Origin of the sequence: Enterobacter cloacae complex sp. BZL2005 (assembly GCF_049238885.1) — a bacterium.
Lineage (GTDB): Bacteria > Pseudomonadota > Gammaproteobacteria > Enterobacterales > Enterobacteriaceae > Enterobacter > Enterobacter roggenkampii.
This window is the reverse complement of record NZ_JBMKGI010000010.1, coordinates 136,987-158,062: the sequence shown is the minus strand read 5'-3', so window position 1 is coordinate 158,062 and position 21,076 is coordinate 136,987. Positions and strand designations below refer to the sequence as shown.

Below are 21,076 nucleotides of genomic sequence, written 5' to 3'. Positions count from 1 at the left end.
GCGATGAAAACAAAACTTTCCTGGTTATGTGCAGTGGCAATGGGGATGAATGCGATCCCCGCAACAATGGCTAACGCAGCCCCGGGTAACGCAGCGGCAACTCCTGCGCCAACCGTACCTGTCGTCGCGCAAGCAACCGATCCGGTTGTCACCGCGGCACCGGGTCAAACTGAAAACATCATGCCGAACCAGCCAACGGAGGGGAACACCCTGCCGGCAGACGGCTAGGTCATCGGGCAGGTAATGCCGGGCGTCCGGGGGGCGAATGCGCCCGTCGTTGCGGACAATGCGCCGTCGCGTGACGTGAAGCTGACCTTCGCGCAAATTGCGCCGCCTCCGGGCAGCATGGTGCTGCGCGGCATCAACCCTAACGGCGGCATTGAATTTGGCATGCGCAGCGACGAGGTCGTCTCTAATGCGGTGCTGAATCTCGAATACACGCCGTCGCCGTCGCTGCTGCCGACCCAGTCTCAGCTGAAGGTCTACCTGAATGACGAGCTGATGGACGTTCTGCCGGTCACGAAAGAGCAGCTCGGCAAGAAAACGCAGGCGCAGGTGCCGATCAATCCGCTGTTTATCACCGACTTTAACCGTATCCGCCTGGAGTTTGTCGGCCACTACCGAGATGTCTGCGAAAACCCGGCCAGCAACACGCTATGGATGGACGTCGGGCGTAACTCCTCGCTGCAGATGACCTACCAGTCGCTGGCGCTGAAAAACGATCTCTCGGCCTTCCCGGTTCCGTTCTTCGATCCGCGTGATAACCGTCCGCTCACGCTGCCGATGGTGTTCGCATCGTCCCCGGACGTGACCGAGCAGCTGGCGGCCACCATTGTGGCGTCCTGGTTTGGTTCACGCGCGGGCTGGCGCGGCCAGAGCTTCCCGGCGATGTATGACAAACTGCCGGACAGAAATGCCATTGTGTTTGCCACCAATGCGAAACGTCCGGCCTTCCTGCGCGATCATCCGGACGTCAACGCGCCGACCGTTGAGATGATAAGCCACCCGGAAAACCCGTACGTGAAGCTGCTGGTGGTCTTTGGTCGTGATGATAAAGATCTGGTTCAGGCAGCAAAAGCCATTGCCCAGGGCAACGTCCTTTTCCGCGGCAACAGCGTCGTGATAGATGAGGTCAAACCGCTGCTGGCGCGTAAACCTTATGATGCGCCAAACTGGGTACGTACCGACCGTGCGGTCACCTTTGGCGAGCTGAAAACCTATGAAGAACAGCTGCAGGCGACGGGGCTTGAGCCAGCGCCGATTAGCCTGTCGCTGAATCTGCCGCCGGATCTGTACCTGCTGCGTACCAACGGCATTGATATCAATCTGAACTACCGCTATACCGCGCCAGCCACCAAAGACAGCTCGCGCATGGATATCAGCCTGAACAACCAGTTCCTGCAATCCTTCAGCCTGCAAAGCACGCAGGATACGAACCGCCTGATGCTTCGCCTGCCGGTGCTGCAGGGGCTGCTGGACGGTAAAACGGATGTTTCTATTCCGGCACTGAAGCTGGGTGCGATAAACCAGCTGCGCTTTGATTTCCAGTACATGAACCCAATGCCTGGCGGCTCGGCGGAAAACTGCATCACCTTCCAGCCGGTACAGAACCACGTGGTCATTGGCGATGAGTCGACCATCGACTTCTCGAAGTACTATCACTTCCTGGCGATGCCGGACCTGCGCGCCTTTGCTAACGCGGGCTTCCCGTTCAGCCGTATGGCCGATCTCTCTGAGTCCATTGTGGTAATGCCAAAAGCGCCAAACGAAGGTCAGGTTACGACCCTGCTCGACACCATGGCGACCGTTGGAGGACAAACAGGATTACCGGCCATTAACGTCACGTTGACGGACGATGGCAGCCAGATTCAGAACAAAGATGCTGACATCATGGTGATCGGGACCATCCCGGATAAGCTGAAGGATGACAAACGTATCGATCTGCTGGTGAAAGCGGCCCAGTCCTGGGTTAATACGCCGCTGCGACAGACCGAGTTCCCGAGCATTATGCCGGATGTGAACGATCGTCAGGCCAGCGCGCAGACGACGGTAACGTCTCAGGGGGCGATGGCCGCGGTGGTGGGCTTCCAGTCGCCTTACAACGAACAGCGCAGCGTGGTGGCTCTCCTCGCGGACAGCCCGCGCGGGTATGAACTGCTCAATACGGCCATGAACGACAGCGGTAAACGTGCCGCGATGTTTGGTTCCGTGTCGGTGATCCGTGAGTCCGGCGTCAATAGCCTGCGCGTGGGGGATGTGTACTACGTGGGCCATCTGCCGTGGTTCGAACGCCTGTGGTATGCGCTGGCTAACCATCCGGTTCTGCTCGCTATCCTGGCTGCGGTCAGCGTGGTCTTGCTGGCATGGGTGCTGTGGCGTCTGCTGCGAATCATCAGCCGTCGTCGTCTGAACCCGGATGAGTAAGATGTGATGAAAGCCTTTCGCTGGTGTGTATTAGCAGCGGTGATGCTGGCGGCGCTTCCTCTTCGCGCCGCCTGTACCTGGCCTGCCTGGGAGCAGTTTAAAAAGGACTACATCAGTGAAGGCGGGCGCGTCATTGATCCCAGTGACACGCGCAAAATTACGACCTCGGAAGGGCAAAGCTACGCCCTGTTCTTTGCCCTGGCGGCGAACGATCGCAAAGCCTTTGACCTGCTGCTGACGTGGACGCGCGATAATCTCGCCAGCGGCGATCTCAACGTCCATCTGCCTGCCTGGCTATGGGGTCAGAAAGATAAAGACGCCTGGGCGGTGATTGATACCAACTCCGCCTCTGATGCCGATGTCTGGATCGCCTGGTCACTGCTCGAAGCGGGTCGGCTGTGGAAAGATCGGGACTATACCCGCACGGGTAAGGCGCTGCTGAAACGCATTGTCAGCGAGGAAGTGGTCAACGTCCCGGGGCTCGGCGCAATGCTGCTTCCTGGTAAAGTCGGTTTTGCCGATGAGAACGCCTGGCGTTTTAACCCCAGCTATCTTCCTCCGCAGCTAGCGGCTTATTTCACGCGCTTTGGTTCCCCGTGGACCCAGCTTCGTGAAACTAACCTGCGCCTGCTGCTTGAGAGTGCGCCGAAAGGTTTTTCGCCGGACTGGGTGCAGTATCAGAAAAACAAAGGCTGGCGGTTACAGCAGGAGAAAGCGCTGGTGGGCGGTTACGACGCCATCCGCGTGTATCTCTGGGTGGGCATGATGAGTGATAAAGATCCTCAGAAAGCCCGGCTCCTGACGCGCTTCCAGCCGATGGCGGCAAAGACCATAAAACGGGGTGTGCCGCCGGAGAAAGTGGATGTGGCGACGGGGAAACGTACCGGTGACGGCCCGGTCGGGTTCTCTGCCGCTATGCTGCCTTTTTTACAACAACGTGATGCCCAGGCGGTTCAGCGCCAGCGCGTTGCAGACCATTTTCCCGATAACAATGCCTATTACAGCTATGTGCTGACGCTTTTTGGGCAAGGATGGGATCAGCATCGTTTTCGCTTCACCGCAAAAGGTGAATTAATACCGGATTGGGGCCAGGAATGCGCAAGTTCACAATAAATCTACTCAGTTTATCGCTTGGCCTGGCGCTTATGCCGTGGGCACAGGCCGCCAACTCTCCGCAGCAGAAACAGCTGCTGGAGCAGGTCAGGCTGGGCGAATCGACACAGCGAGAGGATTTGGTTCGTCAGTCGCTCTATCGCCTTGAGCTGATTGACCCCAACAACCCTGACGTCATTGCCGCGCGCTTTCGCTACCTGCTGCGTCAGGGCGATAACGCCGGCGCGCAAAAAGAGCTGGATCGCCTGAAAGGGATCGCCCCGGGTTCGAGCGCTTACCAGTCCTCACGCAACACCATGCTGCTTTCTACTCCGGATGGCCGACAGCAGCTCCAGCAGGCGCGACTGCTCGCCACTACGGGGCACACGCAGGAAGCGATTGCCGCCTATGACAAGCTGTTTGACGGCAACCCGCCGGGTGGCGACGTGGCGACGGAATACTGGAACGTCGTGGCGAAAGATCCAGCTCGCCGCGGTGCGGCCATTAACCAGCTGAAAAAAATTAACAGCAGCAGCCCCGGGAATACGCAGCTGCAGACAACGCTGGCCCAGCTTCTGTTCCAGAGCGGACGACGTGATGAAGGCTTTGCGGTACTGCAGGAGATGGCCAAATCCACCAATGGCCGCAGCCAGGCGTCTGATATGTGGTACGACCAAATCAAAGACCAGCCTGCCAGCAGCGCCAGCGTCAGCGCGCTGCAAAAATATCTGAGCGTATTCAGCTACGGGGATAGCGTCGCTGCGGCGCGTGCCCAGCTTGAAGCGCAGCAAAAACAGCTCGCCGATCCGGCGTTCCGCGCGAAAGCGGAAGGGCTCGCTGCGGTGGATGCAGGGCAGGGCAGTAAGGCGGTGGCCGAGCTGCAAAAAGCCGTCAGCGCCAACCATGCCGACAGTGAAGCGGTGGGTGCCCTGGGGCAGGCGTATTCCCAGAAGGGCGACCGCGCCCGCGCGGTGGCACAATTTGAAAAGGCGATTGCCCTCGATCCCCAGAGCGATAATCGGGGTAAGTGGGATAGTCTTCTGAAGGTTAACCGCTACTGGCTGCTGATCCAGCAGGGCGATGCGGCGCTGAAGGCGAATAACCCGGCGCAGGCAGAGCGTTACTATCAGCAGGCGCGTAACATCGACAATACCGACAGCTACGCGGTGCTGGGGCTGGGCGACGCCGCCGCGGCGCGTAAAGATAACGACGCGGCGGAGCGTTATTACCGTCAGGCGCTGCGAATGGACAGCGGCAACAGCAACGCGGTTCGCGGCCTGGCCAATATTTACCGCTCGCAGTCCCCGGAGAAAGCCTCGCAGTTTATCCAGTCGCTTTCCGCCAGCCAGCGTCGGAGCATTGATGATATCGAGCGTAGTCTGACCAACGAGCAGCTCTCCGCCCAGGCCGAACAGCTGGAAAATCAAGGGAAATACGCCCAGGCAGCAGAAATCCAGCGTCGTCGTCTGGCGCTCTCTCCTGGCGACGTGTGGATAACCTATCGTCTGTCGCGCGATCTCTACAGCGCGGGTCAGCGCAGCCAGGCGGACACCCTGATGCGTCAGCTTGCCCGCCAGAAACCGTCCGACCCGGATCAGGTCTATGCCAGCGGGCTCTATCTTTCCGGAAACGATCAGGACCGTTCCGCGCTGGCGCATCTGGACACGCTGCCGCGCAGCCAGTGGAACAGCAATATTCAGGAACTTGCCGACCGCCTGCAAAGCAATCAGGTGCTGGAAACCGCCAACCGCCTGCGGGACAGCGGTAAAGAGCAGGAGGCAGAGAATCTTCTTCGCCAGCAGCCAACCTCCACCCGCATCGACCTGACGCTGGCGGACTGGGCACAGCAGCGTGGCGATCTGAACTCCGCGAAAACGACGTACAACGCCGTCCTGCAGCGTGAGCCGCAGAACGAAGACGCGATCCTCGGCCTGACCGAGATTTACAGCGCCCAGGGTAACAAAGATGCCGCGCGCGCGGAGCTGGCGAAGCTGCCCGCCGCGCAGAACGGCCAGCCGCTGTCGCTCAATATGCAGCGCCGCATCGCGATGGCGCAGGCGGGGCTGGGTGATTCCGCCGCGGCAGAACAGACCTTCAGTAAAATCATTCCGCAGGCTAAATCGCAGCCCGGATCAATGGAAAACGCGCTGGTGCTGCGTGATGCCGCGCGTTTCCAGGCGCAGAACGGGCAGCCTCAGCAGGCGCTGGAAACCTATAAAGATGCGATGGTATCGACGGGTATCACCACGACGCGTCCGGCTGATAACGACAGTTTCACCCGTCTGACGCGTAACGATGAAAAAGACGACTGGCTGAAGCGCGGCGTGCGCAGTGATGCCGGTGAGTTGTACCGCCAGCAGGATGTTAACGTCACGCTGCAGCACGATTACTGGGGCTCCAGCGGCACGGGTGGCTATTCCGATCTGAAAGCGCATACCACCATGCTGCAGGTGGATGCGCCGCTCTCTGACGGGCGCATGTTCTTCAGAAGCGATCTGGTCAATATGGACGTCGGGTCATTCGATACCAGGAACGGGACTTACGACCCTAAATGGGGAACCTGCTACGAAACGCCGTGTAGCGGTAACACCCATCAGTCAGACAATGGCGCAAGCGTCGCTGTCGGCTGGCAGAATAAAACCTGGGCGATGGATATTGGCACCACGCCGATGGGCTTTGACGTCGTCGACGTGGTGGGCGGCATCAGCTACAGCAGCGATCTGGGCCCTATCGGCTATACCGTTAACGCCCATCGTCGGCCAATCTCCAGCTCTCTGCTGGCCTTCGGCGGGCAAAAAGACACCAACACCGGCACCACCTGGGGCGGCGTACGCGCGACCGGTGGCGGCGTCAGCATCAGCTATGACAAAGGGGAAGCGAACGGCGTCTGGTCAAGCCTGAACGCGGAAACGCTGACGGGTAAAAATGTGGAGGATAACTGGCGCGTCCGCTGGATGACGGGTTACTACTACAAGCTCATTAATAAAAACAATGAGCGCCTGACGGTCGGCGTCTCCAACATGCTCTGGCACTACGACAAAGACCTGAGCGGTTATACCCTGGGTCAGGGCGGCTATTACAGCCCGCAGGAGTATGTCTCCTTCGCCTTGCCGGTGACCTGGCGTAAGCGCACGGAAAACTGGTCCTGGGAGCTGGGGGGCTCGGTCTCCTGGTCTCACTCCAAAACCAAAGACGAGCTGCGCTACCCGATCCAGAATCTGATCCCGACCGATGAGCCAGACCGCTATACCGACCGGGGCGCGATGGAAACCGGCAGCAGCTCCTCAGGCACGGGTTATACCGCGCGAGCCATTATTGAGCGCCGGGTTACGTCCAACTGGTTTGTTGGCATGGGCGTGGACATTCAGGAAGCGAAAGACTATACCCCAAGCCATGCGCTGATCTATGTGCGCTACTCTGCTGCAGGCTGGCAGGGCGATATGGACTTACCGCCGCAACCGCTCATCCCTTACGCGGACTGGTAATCGGATTTTCCTTAATCCATTTGTAAGTCTCTCTTAACAGCGCAGCAATCGGGTATACTCAGGCGCGCCAGGTTTACACCCTGGCGCGCCCTGCGCTTCGAGTTTTGTGGAGAGTCATTTTGCGTGTCAGCCGTTCCTTAACAATCAAACAGATGGCGATGGTCTCTGCCGTCACCATGCTGTTTGTCCTGCTCTTCTGCGTAATTTTGCTGTTTCATTCCGTACAGCAGAATCGCTATAACACGGCTTCGCAATTAGAAAGTATCGCCCGCTCGGTACGCGGCCCGCTGTCTGCCTCCATTCTGAAAGGGGATATCCCCGAAGCGGAAACCATTCTGAAACGTATTCAGCCAGCCGGTGTTGTGAGCCGGGCGGACGTCGTGCTACCCAATCAGTTTCAGGCGCTGCGGATGAGCTTTATCCCGGAGCGTCCCGTCCCGATGATGGTGATGCGCCTGTTTGAGCTGCCGGTGCAAATTTCGCTTCCCGTTTATTCGCTTGAGCGCCCTGCGAATCCACAGCCTCTGGCCTACCTGGTGTTACAGGCAGACTCCTACCGCATGTATAAATTCGTCATGAGTTGGGTGGTTACGTTAGTGACCACTTGCTTACTCATGACGCTTATTCTCAGCGTTGCGCTGACCTGGTGCATTAACCGGCTGATTGTCCATCCCCTGCGCCGTATCGCCCGCGAGCTGAACACGCTTGCGCCGCAGGATCAGATGGGACACCAGCTTGAGCTGCCGCGTCTGCATCATGACGATGAGATCGGCATGCTGGTGCGCAGCTACAACCTCAACCAGCAGCGCATCCAGCGTCAGCAGGATGAGATGAACAGTAGCGCCACCCGTTTTCCGGTATCGGAGCTTCCCAATAAAGCGTTCCTGATGGCGATGCTGGAGCAAACCGTTGAGCGCCAGCAAACCACCGCGCTGATGGTCATTGCCTGTGAAACCCTGCAGGACACGGCTGGCGTGCTTCAGGAGAGCCAGCGAGAGATGCTGCTGCTCACCCTGGTGGAAAAGATCAAATCTGTCCTTGCCCCGCGCATGGTGCTGACCCAGGTCAGCGGTTACGACCTGGTGGTGATTGCCAACGGCGTAAAAGAACCCTGGCATGCGATCACGTTAGGTCAGCAAGTACTCACTGTCATTAATGAGCGGCTGCCGATTCAGGGTATCCAGCTTCGCCCGAGTGCCAGTATCGGGATTGCCATGTTCTATGGCGACCTGACCGCGGAACAGCTTTATCGCCGCGCCTTCTCGGCGGCCTTTACCGCCCGGCGCAAAGGGAAAAACCAAATCCAGTTCTTCGACCCGGCGCAGATGGAAAAGGCGCAGCAGCGCCTGACGGAAGAGAGTGACATCCTGACCGCGCTGGATAACCGCCAGTTTGCCCTCTGGCTGCAGCCGCAGGTGGATCTGCGGACGGGAGAGGTAAAAAGCGCCGAGGCCCTGCTGCGTCTGCAGCAGCCGGATGGCACATGGGAGCTGCCGGAAGGGCTGATTGAGCGCATCGAGTCCTGCGGCCTGATGGTCACCGTCGGCTACTGGGTGCTCGAAGAGTCCTGTCGTCAGCTTGCCGCCTGGCAGGAGCGCGGCATAACGCTGCCGCTGTCGGTCAATTTGTCTGCCATGCAGCTTATGCACCCGACCATGGTTTCTGAGATGCTGGAGCTGATCCATCGTTACCGCATCAAACCGGATACCTTGACCCTGGAAGTGACGGAGAGTCGACGCATTGACGACCCCAATGAGGCGGTCGCGATTCTTAAGCCGCTGCGTAATGCCGGCATTCGCATTGCCCTCGACGATTTTGGCATGGGCTACGCCGGGCTGCGCCAGCTTCAGCACATGAAGACGCTTCCGGTGGATGTACTAAAAATTGACAAAGCGTTTGTCGACGGTCTGCCGGACGACAGCAGCATGGTGCAGGCGATTATCCAGATGGCGCGCAGCCTCAACCTGCATCTTATTGCCGAGGGAATTGAAACCGACGCGCAACGCGCCTGGCTGGCAGAGGCGGGCGTGGAGAGCGGGCAGGGTTTCCTGTTTGCCCCCGCAGTGCCTTCGGATGTCTTTGAAGAACGATACCTTTCTGGTGCTGACAATAACGCAAAAGTGTAATTTTGTTGCTGGCTTGTGCGAGCCAGCTCAAATTTCTTAACATTTGTGTTTCAAATTTGAACTGAGTTTATTTCTGTCCTGTTATGCGGGTGTTATTTTAAAGCCGCAGGTTAACCATAACCTTACAAAGCCTGTGGTTTTTCTTCCCAAGGACACCCTATGAAAACCTCACTCTTCAAAAGTCTTTATTTCCAGGTCCTGACAGCCATCGCCATCGGTATTCTGCTGGGTCACTATTACCCTGAACTGGGCGCGCAAATGAAACCGCTTGGCGACGCGTTCGTTAAGCTCATCAAAATGGTCATCGCGCCGGTGATCTTCTGTACGGTCGTCACGGGCATCGCTGGCATGGAAAGCATGAAGGCGGTTGGCCGTACCGGTGCAGTGGCGCTTCTCTATTTTGAAGTGGTCAGTACCCTTGCACTGATTATTGGTCTGGTCATCGTTAACGTGGTGCAGCCAGGTGCGGGGATGAACGTCGATCCCTCGACGCTGGATGCCAAAGCGGTTGCGGTCTATGCCGAACAGGCGAAGGATCAGGGCGTGGTGGCCTTCCTGCTGGACGTCATTCCTGGCAGCGTCATTGGCGCGTTCGCCAGCGGAAACATCCTCCAGGTGCTGCTGTTCGCCGTGATGTTTGGCTTCGCCCTGCACCGTCTGGGCAGCAAAGGCCAGCTGATCTTTAACGTGATCGAAAGCTTCTCGCAGGTCATCTTCGGCATCATCAATATGATCATGCGCCTGGCGCCCATCGGTGCTTTCGGTGCGATGGCCTTCACCATCGGTAAGTATGGCGTCGGTACGCTGGTCCAGTTGGGTCAGCTGATTATCTGTTTCTATATCACCTGTATTCTTTTCGTGGTGGTAGTGCTGGGCTCCATCGCCCGCGCGACCGGTTTCAGCATCTTCAAATTTATCCGTTACATCCGCGAAGAGCTGCTGATTGTTCTGGGAACCTCCTCGTCAGAATCGGCGCTGCCGCGCATGCTCGATAAGATGGAGAAACTCGGGTGTCGTAAATCGGTGGTGGGGCTGGTGATCCCGACGGGCTACTCCTTCAACCTGGACGGCACCTCGATATACCTGACGATGGCGGCGGTGTTTATTGCACAGGCGACCAACAGCCATATGGATATTTTCCATCAGATCACCCTGCTGGTGGTGCTCCTGCTCTCCTCTAAAGGCGCGGCGGGCGTAACGGGCAGCGGCTTTATCGTGCTGGCTGCCACTATCTCTGCAGTGGGGCACCTGCCGGTGGCGGGCCTGGCGTTGATTCTCGGTATTGACCGCTTTATGTCAGAGGCGCGTGCGTTAACCAACCTGGTGGGTAACGGCGTGGCAACGGTAGTGGTCGCGAAATGGGTGAAAGAGCTGGATCACAAAAAGCTCGACGATACTCTGAATAATCGTTCAACTGACAGCAAAAATCCTGGCTTATCCTCTTAATCTTGTCACAAATGCCCGTATTCCCTTGTGGGGATGCGGGCTCCTGCGCATAATAACTGTTCATACCTGTCATAATTCGACAAGATTTTTTTTGGGTATATTTCACTTCGGACCGTGACGTTTTGCCGAACGCGCGGTCTAATCGACGTGTTTTCATCGTCATCTTTAAGAGTGAAGCGCGTCGCGAGGCACTCTTTTTTAACCAGGAATGTTGATCAGGGGTTCACATGCAGGGCACAAAAATTCGACTCTTAACCGGCGGTTTGCTGATGATGGCAGCAGCCAGTTATGTGCAGGCAGATGCGCTCCAGCCAGACCCGGCCTGGCAACAAGGGACACTAGCGAACGGTTTTCAGTGGCAGGTGTTAGCCACGCCGCAACGTCCCAGTGACCGTATTGAAATCCGTCTGTCTGTTAATACCGGTTCCCTCACGGAAAGCACCCAGCAAACCGGTTTCAGCCACTTTATTCCCCGGCTGGCGCTCACGCAGAGCGGCAGCCTGCAAGCGGTTCAGGTGCGTTCGCTCTGGCAACAGGCCATCGATCCGAAGCGCCCGCTTCCTCCGGCTGTGGTCTCGTATGACTACACCATGTTTAACCTGAGCCTGCCTAATAACCGCAACGATCTGCTTAAAGAAGCCCTGACGTATCTCTCCGATGCCTCCGGCAATCTGGCGATTACGCCGGACACCGTCAACTATGCGTTGAGCAACAGCGACATGGTGGCGACCTGGCCTGGTGATACCAAAGAGGGCTGGTGGCGTTACCGCCTGAAAGGCTCGACGTTGCTGGGACATGACCCTGCCGAGCCGCTAAAACAGCCGGTGGACGCCGAACAGGTGAAATCGTTCTACCAGAAGTGGTACACCCCGGACGCGATGACGCTGATCGTGGTGGGTAATGTGGACAGCCGCGCGGTGGTGGAGCAGATCAACAAAGCGTTTGGCGATCTGAAAGGCAAGCGTGAATCGCCTGCCCCCGTTCCGACACTCTCCCCGCTGCGTGCAGAGCCTGTCAGCATTATGACGGACACCGTGCGTCAGGACCGACTCTCCGTGATGTGGGATAACGCCTGGCAGCCCATCCGTGAGTCCGCGGCGCTGTTGCGCTACTGGCGTGCCGACCTGGCGCGTGAAGCGCTGTTCTGGCACGTTCAGCAGACGCTCAGTAAGAATAACGTGAAGAATATCGGTCTTGGCTTTGACTGCCGCGTGCTGTTCCAGCGTGCGCAATGCGCCATTAACGTTGAATCACCGGGCGATAAGCTGAATGCCAATCTGGGTGTCGTCGCGAAAGAGTTGGCAAAAGTGCGTAAAGAGGGGCTTTCCGAAGAGGAATTCAACGCGCTTGTGGCGCAGAAAAAACTCGAGCTGCAGAAGCTGTTTGCGACCTACGCGCGCGCCGATACCGATATTCTGATCAGCCAGCGTATTCGTTCCCTGCAGAATCAGGTGGTGGATATTGCGCCGGAACAGTACCAGAAGCTCCGTCAGGATTTCCTGAACGGTCTGACCGTCGAAATGCTCAACCAGGATCTCCGTCAGCAGCTGTCGCAGGAGATGGCGTTGATCCTTCTGCAGCCGAAGGGCGAGCCGGAATATGACATGAAGGAACTTCAGAAGACCTGGGATTCCATCATGGCGACCGCGCCGCAGCCGACGCAGGCCGCGACGGCTGATGATTTACACCCTGACGCGACGGATATCCCGCAAGGGCAGTAATGCGTAGACTAACCCTCTCCCTGTGGGAGAGGGTTAGGGCATCAGCCCGCACCCTACTTAAACAGGCATTGCCTCACGCGGAATAATCGCCCCGCGATACTGAATCACCGTGCTGGCCGTCAGATGTCCACGCTGTGCCGCCGCTTCCGGCGTTCCGCCCGTCAGGCGTACTGCCAGATAGCCCGCGCTGAATGAATCACCCGCCGCCGTGGTATCAATCACTTTCTCTTTGGCAAGCTTCACAGCCGGAACCTCAATCGCCGCTTCACCCATAATCGCGACCAGGCACGACTCCGCACCGCGCTTAATCACCACTTCGCTCACGCCAGCCGCTTGCGTGCGTGCAATCACGTCCTCTACCGGTTTCTCCCCCCAGAGGGCGTCTTCATCGTCGAGCGTCAGGAAGGCGATGTCGGTGCATTGCAGCATCTGCTGATAGACCTGCTGCGTCTCTTCACGGCTGACCCACAGGCGCGGGCGGTAGTTGTTATCGAAAATGACCTTGCCGCCGTTGGCACGGCATTCGCGCAGCAGCGAGAGCAGCTTTTCACGGCTGGTGGGGCTCAGGATCGCCAGGCTGATCCCGCTCAGATAGAGATAGTCGAAGGTCGACAGCGCTTCGCAGATGGCCGCGGCATCCTCGCTCTCCAGCCAGAATTTGGCCGCGGCTTCGTTACGCCAGTAATAAAACGTGCGTTCGCCGGTGTCGTCGGTCTCTATGTAATACAAACCCGGCAGGCGGTTTTCCATACGCTGGATCAGCGAGGTATCAATATGTTCACTTTGCCAGGCCTCAAGCATCTGCTGGCTGAAGCTGTCCGTCCCCAGGGCGGTAACGTAGTTCACGGTGAGCGCCTCAGGCGCAACCTGGCGGGCAATATAAACGGAGGTGTTTAACGTATCGCCACCAAATCCGCGGCTCACTTCCGCGCCTTTTTGTGACAGCTCAATCATGCATTCGCCAATCACGGCAATTTTTTTAGACATAATCGTGAACCTGAACAGAAGAATGATCAGCAGTGTGCGCTGAGTGAATTAACAGGTCAACTATATTAAAACAACGTTCCATTATTTTATTTGAGCCAGCGCGTGTTCCTGCGCATTTCTGTCATCTTAATTTCATTTTCCCGGTGAATTGAACATAAAGTTCTCAATTGTCGCGCCGATAATCCTGTGACGAGTCCAGAAAGGCCATCCCAACAACAGGACATCTGAAATGAAGTCAGAGCAGGTTATCCAGCGGCTGAGCACCACGCCTGAGGCAAGTATTGAGAACTTGCAGGAGCATCGCTACTGGCTGCAATGTGAGCGTGCGTATACCTATCAGCCGATATACCGAACAGACGGTCGACTGATGGCCATTGAAATTTTGACCGTCGTGACGCATCCCTCAAACCCTACCCAGCGCATCGCACCGGATCGCTATTTTGCCGAAGTGGCCGTTCGCCAGCGTCTTGACGTGCTGGAAGAGCAGCTCCGTATGCTGGCAACGAAGCAGCCCTTTTTCGAACAGCACGATATCCTCGCTTCAGTGAATGTTGATGGCCCCACTCTGCTGGCGCTGCGTCAGAACGCGAAATTGCAGGCGCTGATCGCCACCCTGCCGTGGGTGCGCTTTGAGCTGGTGGAGCATGTCCGCCTGCCGCAGGACTCCTCGTTTGCCTCCATATGCGAATACGGCCCGCTATGGCTGGATGACTTTGGCACCGGCATGGCGAACTTTTCGGCTCTGAGTGAAGTGCGTTATGACTACATTAAAGTGGCCCGCGATCTGTTCATTATGCTGCGTCAGACCCCGGAAGGGCGGAACCTGTTTACGCTGTTATTACAGCTGATGAACCGCTATTGCCAGGGCGTGATTGTTGAAGGTGTGGAAACGCTGGAAGAGTGGCGTGATGTGCAAAGCTCGCCTGCCGCGGCGGCGCAAGGCTATTTCCTCTCCCGACCGGTACCCATGGATCGCCTCGATAGCGTGATAACTACCCTCTGATAAGCCCGCTTCCCTTTGTCTGGACTATAGTTTTACAGGACAGGTCATCAGGAAAGGGGATAAAAATGACAAGAACAACCAGGGTAATCTCCTGGACAGCAGGGATTTTCTTGTTGTTGATCGTGGTCGTCGCCATCATTATCGCGACGTTTGACTGGAACCGTCTTAAGCCGACCATCAACCAGAAAGTCTCAACCGAACTGAACCGCCCCTTCGCCATACGCGGTGATTTAGGGGTCGTGTGGGAGCGTCAGAAAGAGGAGCCCGGCTGGCGAAGCTGGATCCCGTGGCCACACGTCCACGCCGACGACATCATTCTCGGTAACCCGCCGGATATCCCGGACGTCACCATGATCCACCTGCCGCGCGTTGAGGCCACGCTGGCCCCGCTCGCGCTGCTGACCAAAACGGTCTATCTGCCGTGGATCAAACTTCAGCAGCCCGACGCGCGCCTGATCCGCCTCTCTGAAAAAAACAACAACTGGACGTTCAACCTTGCCAGCGATGGCGAAAAGGATCCGAACGCCCAGCCTTCCTCCTGGTCATTCCGTCTCGACAATATTCTCTTCGATCGCGGGCGGATCGCCATCGACGATAAGGTCAGCAAGGCCGACGTGGAGATCCTGGTCGATCCGCTGGGCAAGCCGCTGCCGTTTAGCGAGGTCACGGGGACGAAAGCCAAAGGTGACACGGCAAGCGTGGGCGACTATGTCTTCGGCCTGACGGCAAAAGGACGCTACAACGACCAGCCGCTCAGCGGTAAAGGGAAAATAGGCGGCATGCTGGCGCTCCGGAGCGAAGGCACGCCGTTCCCGGTGCAGGCGGACTTCCGCTCCGGTAACACCCGCGTGGCGTTCGTGGGAACGGTTAACGACCCGATGAACATGGGCGGCGTCGATCTTCAGCTTAAATTTGCCGGTGATTCGCTGGGCGAGCTGTATGAGCTGACCGGCGTGCTGCTGCCGGATACCCCGCCGTTCGAAACGGACGGGCATCTGGTCGCCAAAATCGACAGCGAAAAATCGTCGGTTTTTGACTACCGTGATTTTAACGGCCGCATCGGCGACAGCGATATCCACGGCTCGCTGACCTACACCACCGGAAAACCGAGACCGAAGCTGGAAGGGGACGTTGAGTCCCGCCAGCTGCGTCTGGCCGATCTCGGCCCGCTGATCGGCGTGGATTCCGGTAAAGGCACAAAATCAAAAGAGGTGAAAAAGGACATTCAGCCTGCGGGAAAAGTGCTGCCTTACGATCGCTTTGAAACCGATAAGTGGAACGTGATGGATGCGGACGTCCGCTTCAAAGGGCGTAAAATTGAGCATGGCAGCACGTTGCCGTTGAGCGATCTCTCGACGCATATCATCCTGAAAAATGCCGATCTGCGCCTGCAGCCGCTGAAGTTTGGCATGGCGGGCGGGACGATTTCCTCCAACATTCACCTGGAAGGCGATAAAAAGCCGATGCAGGGGCGCGCGGAGATTCAGGCCCGCAGGCTTAAGCTGAAAGCGCTGATGCCGAACGTCGAGCTGATGCAGAAGACCCTCGGCGAGATGAACGGCGATGCCGACATCCGCGGCGTGGGGAACTCCGTGGCGGCGCTGCTGGGCAGCGGTAATGGCAACCTGAAGCTGCTGATGAACGACGGGCTGGTGAGCCGTAACCTGATGGAGATCCTGGGGCTGAACGTCGGGAACTACATCATCGGGCAAATCTTCGGTGATGATGAGGTGCGGGTGAACTGCGCGGCGGCCAATCTGGATCTGGTTAACGGCGTGGCGCGTCCGCAGATTTTTGCCTTCGACACGGAAAATGCGGTGATTAACGTGACCGGTACCGCCAGCATGGCGTCCGAACAGCTGGATTTGACCATCGATCCGGAAAGTAAGGGGATCCGTATCATCACCCTGCGCTCGCCGCTGTACGTGCGTGGAACCTTCAAAAATCCGCAGGCGGGCGTGAAGCCCGGACCGCTGATTGCGCGTGGCGCGGTGGCCGCAGCCCTCGCGACGCTGGTTACCCCCGCCGCAGCGCTGCTGGCGTTGATTTCGCCGTCAGAAGGCGAGGCGAATCAGTGCCGGACCATTTTGTCACAGATGAAGAAGTAAGGTGCGGCCTGTTTTTGCCGGGTGGCGCTGCGCTTACCCGGCCTACATTTGAATCGTAGGCCGGGTAAGGCGTAGCCGCCACCCGGCATTAGCTTACAGAGCCTGGTGCTTCGTCTCGTGCGTCAGCAGCAGCGCAATCAGCGTCAGTGCCGCCATGGCCGCCAGATAAACACCCACATAGAACAGGCCGTAGTTTGCCTGCAGCCAGGTGGCGATATACGGCGCAACGGAGGCGCCCAGAATAGACGAGACGTTGTAGGAGAACGACGCGCCGGTATAACGCACTTCCGTCGGGAACAGCTCTGGCAGCAGCGCACCCATCGGGCCGAAGGTCAACCCCATCAGGCTCAGGCCAATCAGCAGGTAGGCCATCACCAGCGCCGGGCTACCTGAACCCAGCAGCGGCGGGAAGACGAACAGAGCAAACAGAACGATCAGCGTGGTGATGGTGATCATGCTTGCGCGACGACCGAACTTATCCGCGAGCAGGCCCGCAATCGGAACCATCACGCCAAATCCGATCACCGCCATCATCAGCATCCACAGCACTTCGTTACGCGGCAGACCCAGCCCAACCGGCGCGGCGGCGGTACTGAAGGTCATGGAGTAAACGGTCATGATGTAGAACAGCGTGTAGGTGGCCAGCATGATAAACGTGCCCAGTACGGTCACGCGGACGTGCTTGGTCAGCAGCGTGCCCAGCGGCACTTTCACCTGCTTGTTCGCCGCGGCCACTTTTGCGAAAACAGGGGTCTCATGCAGAGAAACTCGCACGTACAGGCCAATCAGCACCAGCACGGCTGAGAAGACAAACGGGATACGCCAGCCCCAGCTCATGAACTGTTCATCCGTCAGCAGCCAGGAGAGCAGCAGGAACGTCCCGTTGGCGAAGAAGAAGCCAATCGGTGCGCCAAGCTGCGGGAAAGAACCATACAGCGCGCGCTTGCGCGCCGGGGCGTTCTCGGTGGCCAGCAGCGCCGCGCCACCCCATTCACCACCCAGTCCCAGACCCTGACCAAAACGCGCCAGCGCCAGCAGGACCGGCGCCAGAATGCCGATGGTCTCATACGTCGGCAGCAGGCCGATGGCCACGGTGGAGATCCCCATCGTCAGCAGCGAGGCCACCAGCGTCACTTTACGTCCGATGCGATCGCCAAAGTGTCCAAACAGCGCGGAGCCAATCGGACGCGCAACAAACGCGATAGCAAAGGTCGCCAGAGACTGCAGCGTGGCCGCCGTCGGATCGCCCTGCGGGAAGAAAATGTGCGGGAAGACGATGACCGCCGCGGTGGCGTAAATGTAAAAGTCGAAGAACTCGATGGCGGTGCCAATCAGCGAGGCGACGACAACTTTATTTCGCGAATTTACCGGAACGTTTTCCGTTTCTGAGTCGAGTGTGGTGGCGGTTGCTTGCATAATATTTTCTTATTTTTGTCGAACGAAAGGCCATATTACGCACAGCAAAAGCGACATTTCAATCTGTAACAAAGCCGCGACCTGGTGATAAAAGCAACAAAAAGCGGATAATTTTCAGGCCAGCCAAAACACGTCTATGAAATGCTTCACAGATTTTAAATATCAGTCAATAAAACTGGTTTTCGGTTAAATAAAAGTTACGGACTGGATTTATATGCTGAAATGATGAATCGGGCTGAAATTTCAGCCCGGGAGAGGGGTTAACGGTGCGTTTTGCCCGGCATTCGCGGGTCGTCTTTGTACTCGGCAGTGGCGATCCACGCGGCGCAGAACAGGGTTAAACGTGCGAAGAAGTAGAAGAACGCCATTAACCCCAGCACCGAGCCGAACGCCGCGCCGGAAGGGGATTTCACCAGCGACGGCAGGGTGTAGGTCATCACGATTTTGATCACCTCAAAGCCGATCGCCGCGATCAACGTGCCGCGGATCAGCGCCTTCTTGCGGGGACGATGACGGGGCAAGCGCCAGAAGATCCAGAAGAACAGCAGGTAGTTGGCGAAGATGGAAATGGCCAGCCCAATGCTGCGCCAGGCGGGCTTCAGCCATTCGATGTAATCAAGGTAGAGCGCGGAGATGATCATCTGCTGCGCCGAGCCCGCCACGGAGGTAATGGACAGCGTCACGATGAGCGCGACGAGCAGACCAATCAGCGAAACAAAGTCGCGGAGATACTTCACCCAAATTTTCTCCTGATCCTGCGGCTTACGCTCCCAGACATCGCGCGACTGGGCGCGAATGGCCTCGCGCAGGTTGCCCATCCAGTTAACGCCGGAGTAAAGGGCAATCAGCAAACCGACGATACCGACGGTGGTGCGCTGCTGGACGGCGGTATTGATGGTGCTTTTGAGCGTGCTGGCAAGGGTTGGATCACTGACGTTATTCAGGATTTTGTTAAAGATATCCTGCAACAGCGTCGGGTGCGAGGCGAGCACAAAACCGGCCGCCGCAAACGACACCATCAGGATCGGGATCATCGACAGGAAGGAAAAATAGGTGATGGCGGCACCAAACTGGTTTCCCATGCGGTCATTAAAGCGTTCGGTCGCACGTATCAGATGCGCAATCATGGGAAACTGCTGAATTCTGGCGATAATGCCGGTGACGGTCCCCAGCGCTTTGCTGGCGGTACCTGGAGACCTGGTCTCTTCCGGCTCGGTCTCCATCTTCTTGATGGGTTCATACTCTAAATGTTGGGTGGGTCGTTGCGGGTTATTTTCCGGCGTCACGCGTCTTTTCCTTTTCGTTTGGCTGGATGTTACTGAATTATAGCTTGCGACTAGTCCACGTAAGCTTTTGTGAGTTCGGTCAGCCACTCCATGAACAGATGTACCCGGCGGGAGAGGTTGCGCCGGTGGGGATAAATCAGGGAGACAGGCATTGGTTCGGCCCGGTATTGCGGGAGAATTTCAATCAGTTTCTTCGCGCGCAGTAAATCTCGCACCCCAACCCGCGGAACCTGAATGATGCCCAGCCCGGCGAGGCAGGCAGCCTGGTAAGTTTCGGTGCTGTTAACAGTTAACACCCCTCCCGTTTTTATCCACTGCGTCGTACTGCCGTTATAAAACTCAAAGCCCTGTGGGCGAGTTCCCAGCGTAGCGGTGTAGTGAATGACGGCGTGCGAGCCTAAATCGTCCAGCGTTTCCGGGTAGCCAAAACGCGCCAGATAATCCGGGCTGGCGCAGTTAATCACCGACAGCTTGCCCAACGGTCGGGCAATAAGCCCTGAATCTTTCAGCGTGCCGACGCGTACCACGCAGTCAAACCCTTCGCGGATCACATCCACCAGACGATCGCTGCTGCTGAGCTCCAGCTCGATGCCCGGATAATGCTGCAGAAAAGCAGGGAGTTTGGGGATGACTAAATTTCGAGCAACGGCGACGGGCATATCCACGCGGAGCCGTCCGCTGATGCTGGAGGGAGCGTGCAAAAACATACCGTCCAGCTCATCGAGGTTTGCCAGCAGATCTTTTGCCCGTTCGTAATAGACCATACCGTCCTGCGTCAGGCTGACGCGGCGGGTGGTGCGGTGCAATAGCTGGGTGCCAAGCCGGTTTTCGAGGGCCTGAATCTGCCGTGACACGCTGCCTTTCGGCAACGTTAATGTTTCTGCCGCGCGGGAAAAACTCTCCAGTTCCGCGACGCGAACAAACAGCTGCATTGCGTGAATTTTATCCATAGATGTAGCTCATTGTTGTTTGTGCTGAAACAGTGAAGCGTTTTAACTCATCTTTATTGATTTTCTATCACCTAATAAGCTCTTACTCAATCTCCATAACAGCCAAAACGAGGTTTATGATGACTGAACGTATCGCATTAGTGACGGGTGGTAGCCGTGGTTTGGGTAAAAATGCTGCCTTAAAGCTGGCGGCAGACGGCACGGGAATTGTGCTGACCTACAACCGCAGCCAGCAGGAAGCGCTGGACGTTGTGCATGAAATTCAGGAAAAAGGCGTCAACGCGGCGGCATTGCAGCTCAACGTCGGGGATATCACGAGCTTTGAGCATTTTGCCCAACAGCTTCAGGAGACCCTTAAGAGCGTCTGGCAGCGTGAAACGTTTGACTATTTATTGAACAATGCCGGGACGGGTTTATATGCGCCTTATACCGACACGACGGAAGCCCAGTTTGACGAGGCGCTGAACGTTCATTTCAAAGGACCTTTCTTCCTGACGCAGCGCCTGCTGCCGCTGCTTAACGACGGCGGACGGATCCTCAACGTCTCCAGCGGGCTGGCCCGTTTTACCCAGCCGGGATCGGCGACCTACGCGGCGATGAAAGGAGCAATGGAAGTGTTGACGCGTTATCAGGCGAAAGAGCTGGGCGCGCGCGGCATCTCCGTCAATATCATTGCGCCTGGCGCGATAGAAACCGACTTTGGCGGCGGACACGTGCGCGACAACGCGGAGCTCAACCAGATGCTGGCGTCCCAGACGGCGCTGGGGCGGGTGGGGCTGCCTGACGATATCGGCGATGCCATTGCGGCACTGCTCAGCGACAAACTGGGCTGGATGAATGCGCAACGTATTGAAGTATCAGGCGGTATGTTCCTGTGAGGTATGCGCTTGAGTAAATCCTTAAGATATATGTGTCTAAATACTGACAGATATAAAGAACACCGGGGATTTGTAACGTATCCATTCGTTGAGTTTTTTCTTAAATAATGCCTCTGTAGAATCCCCCTTCGCTATTCTCAGAGGGGAAAAAACG

General features: G+C 57.3%; 12 protein-coding genes and 1 pseudogene. 9 read left to right on the top strand and 4 right to left on the bottom strand.

What is annotated here, in order from left to right; genetic code table 11:
• Positions 1-3: 3 nt before the first annotated feature.
• From bcsB to ACOTXI_RS17105, 6 genes and pseudogenes are all read left to right on the top strand, one after another.
• A pseudogene (bcsB, locus tag ACOTXI_RS17130) lies at positions 4-2,424 on the top strand (cellulose biosynthesis cyclic di-GMP-binding regulatory protein BcsB).
• Positions 2,425-2,430: 6 nt separating this feature from the next.
• Complete coding sequence (bcsZ, locus tag ACOTXI_RS17125; protein WP_058654989.1) at positions 2,431-3,537, top strand: cellulose synthase complex periplasmic endoglucanase BcsZ; 1,107 nt, start codon at positions 2,431-2,433, stop codon at positions 3,535-3,537.
• Positions 3,519-7,001, top strand: a complete 3,483-nt coding sequence (gene bcsC / locus ACOTXI_RS17120; protein WP_058654988.1) for a cellulose synthase complex outer membrane protein BcsC — start codon at positions 3,519-3,521, stop codon at positions 6,999-7,001. Before bcsZ ends, bcsC begins: the two co-directional genes overlap by 19 nt.
• 119 nt (positions 7,002-7,120) lie before the next feature.
• Complete coding sequence (hmsP, locus tag ACOTXI_RS17115; protein WP_023345069.1) at positions 7,121-9,127, top strand: biofilm formation regulator HmsP; 2,007 nt, start codon at positions 7,121-7,123, stop codon at positions 9,125-9,127.
• Positions 9,128-9,286: 159 nt separating this feature from the next.
• Positions 9,287-10,573 carry a dicarboxylate/amino acid:cation symporter gene (locus ACOTXI_RS17110; RefSeq protein ID WP_021242141.1) on the top strand — a complete coding sequence of 429 codons (1,287 nt, stop codon included), beginning with the start codon at positions 9,287-9,289 and terminating at the stop codon, positions 10,571-10,573.
• 227 nt (positions 10,574-10,800) lie between these two features.
• Entirely contained in the window at positions 10,801-12,294 is a 1,494-nt protein-coding gene (locus ACOTXI_RS17105; protein WP_008503229.1) for a M16 family metallopeptidase, read from the top strand.
• 57 nt (positions 12,295-12,351) lie between these two features.
• Here the strand turns inward: ACOTXI_RS17105 and ACOTXI_RS17100 are convergent, their stop codons facing one another.
• Positions 12,352-13,281, bottom strand: coding sequence for a sugar kinase (locus tag ACOTXI_RS17100; protein ID WP_008503228.1), 930 nt, complete (start codon positions 13,279-13,281; stop codon positions 12,352-12,354).
• 229 nt (positions 13,282-13,510) lie between these two features.
• On the opposite strand from ACOTXI_RS17100, the gene pdeH reads away from it, so the two are divergent.
• Both pdeH and ACOTXI_RS17090 read left to right on the top strand, forming a co-directional pair.
• The gene (gene pdeH, locus ACOTXI_RS17095) at positions 13,511-14,284 is read left to right on the top strand and encodes a cyclic-guanylate-specific phosphodiesterase (protein ID WP_008503227.1); all 774 of its coding nucleotides are present in this window, start codon (positions 13,511-13,513) and stop codon (positions 14,282-14,284) included.
• Between the two features lie 65 nt (positions 14,285-14,349).
• Positions 14,350-16,392: an AsmA family protein gene (locus ACOTXI_RS17090; protein ID WP_008503226.1), complete on the top strand. Its 2,043-nt coding sequence runs from the start codon at positions 14,350-14,352 to the stop codon at positions 16,390-16,392.
• Positions 16,393-16,485: 93 nt separating this feature from the next.
• On the opposite strand, the gene ACOTXI_RS17085 is transcribed toward ACOTXI_RS17090, so the two are convergent.
• The 3 genes from ACOTXI_RS17085 to ACOTXI_RS17075 form a co-directional block, all read right to left on the bottom strand.
• Positions 16,486-17,808: an MFS transporter gene (locus ACOTXI_RS17085; RefSeq protein ID WP_008503129.1), complete on the bottom strand. Its 1,323-nt coding sequence runs from the start codon at positions 17,806-17,808 to the stop codon at positions 16,486-16,488.
• Positions 17,809-18,068: 260 nt separating this feature from the next.
• Positions 18,069-19,094, bottom strand: coding sequence for an inner membrane protein YhjD (gene yhjD, locus ACOTXI_RS17080; protein WP_008503128.1), 1,026 nt, complete (start codon positions 19,092-19,094; stop codon positions 18,069-18,071).
• Positions 19,095-19,144: 50 nt separating this feature from the next.
• On the bottom strand, positions 19,145-20,044 hold the full coding sequence (locus ACOTXI_RS17075) for a LysR family transcriptional regulator (RefSeq protein ID WP_103786817.1): 900 nt from the start codon (positions 20,042-20,044) through the stop codon (positions 19,145-19,147).
• 119 nt (positions 20,045-20,163) lie between these two features.
• Between ACOTXI_RS17075 and ACOTXI_RS17070 the strand changes: the two genes are divergently transcribed.
• The gene (locus ACOTXI_RS17070) at positions 20,164-20,922 is read left to right on the top strand and encodes an SDR family NAD(P)-dependent oxidoreductase (protein WP_008503126.1); all 759 of its coding nucleotides are present in this window, start codon (positions 20,164-20,166) and stop codon (positions 20,920-20,922) included.
• The last annotated feature ends 154 nt before the right edge of the window (positions 20,923-21,076 follow it).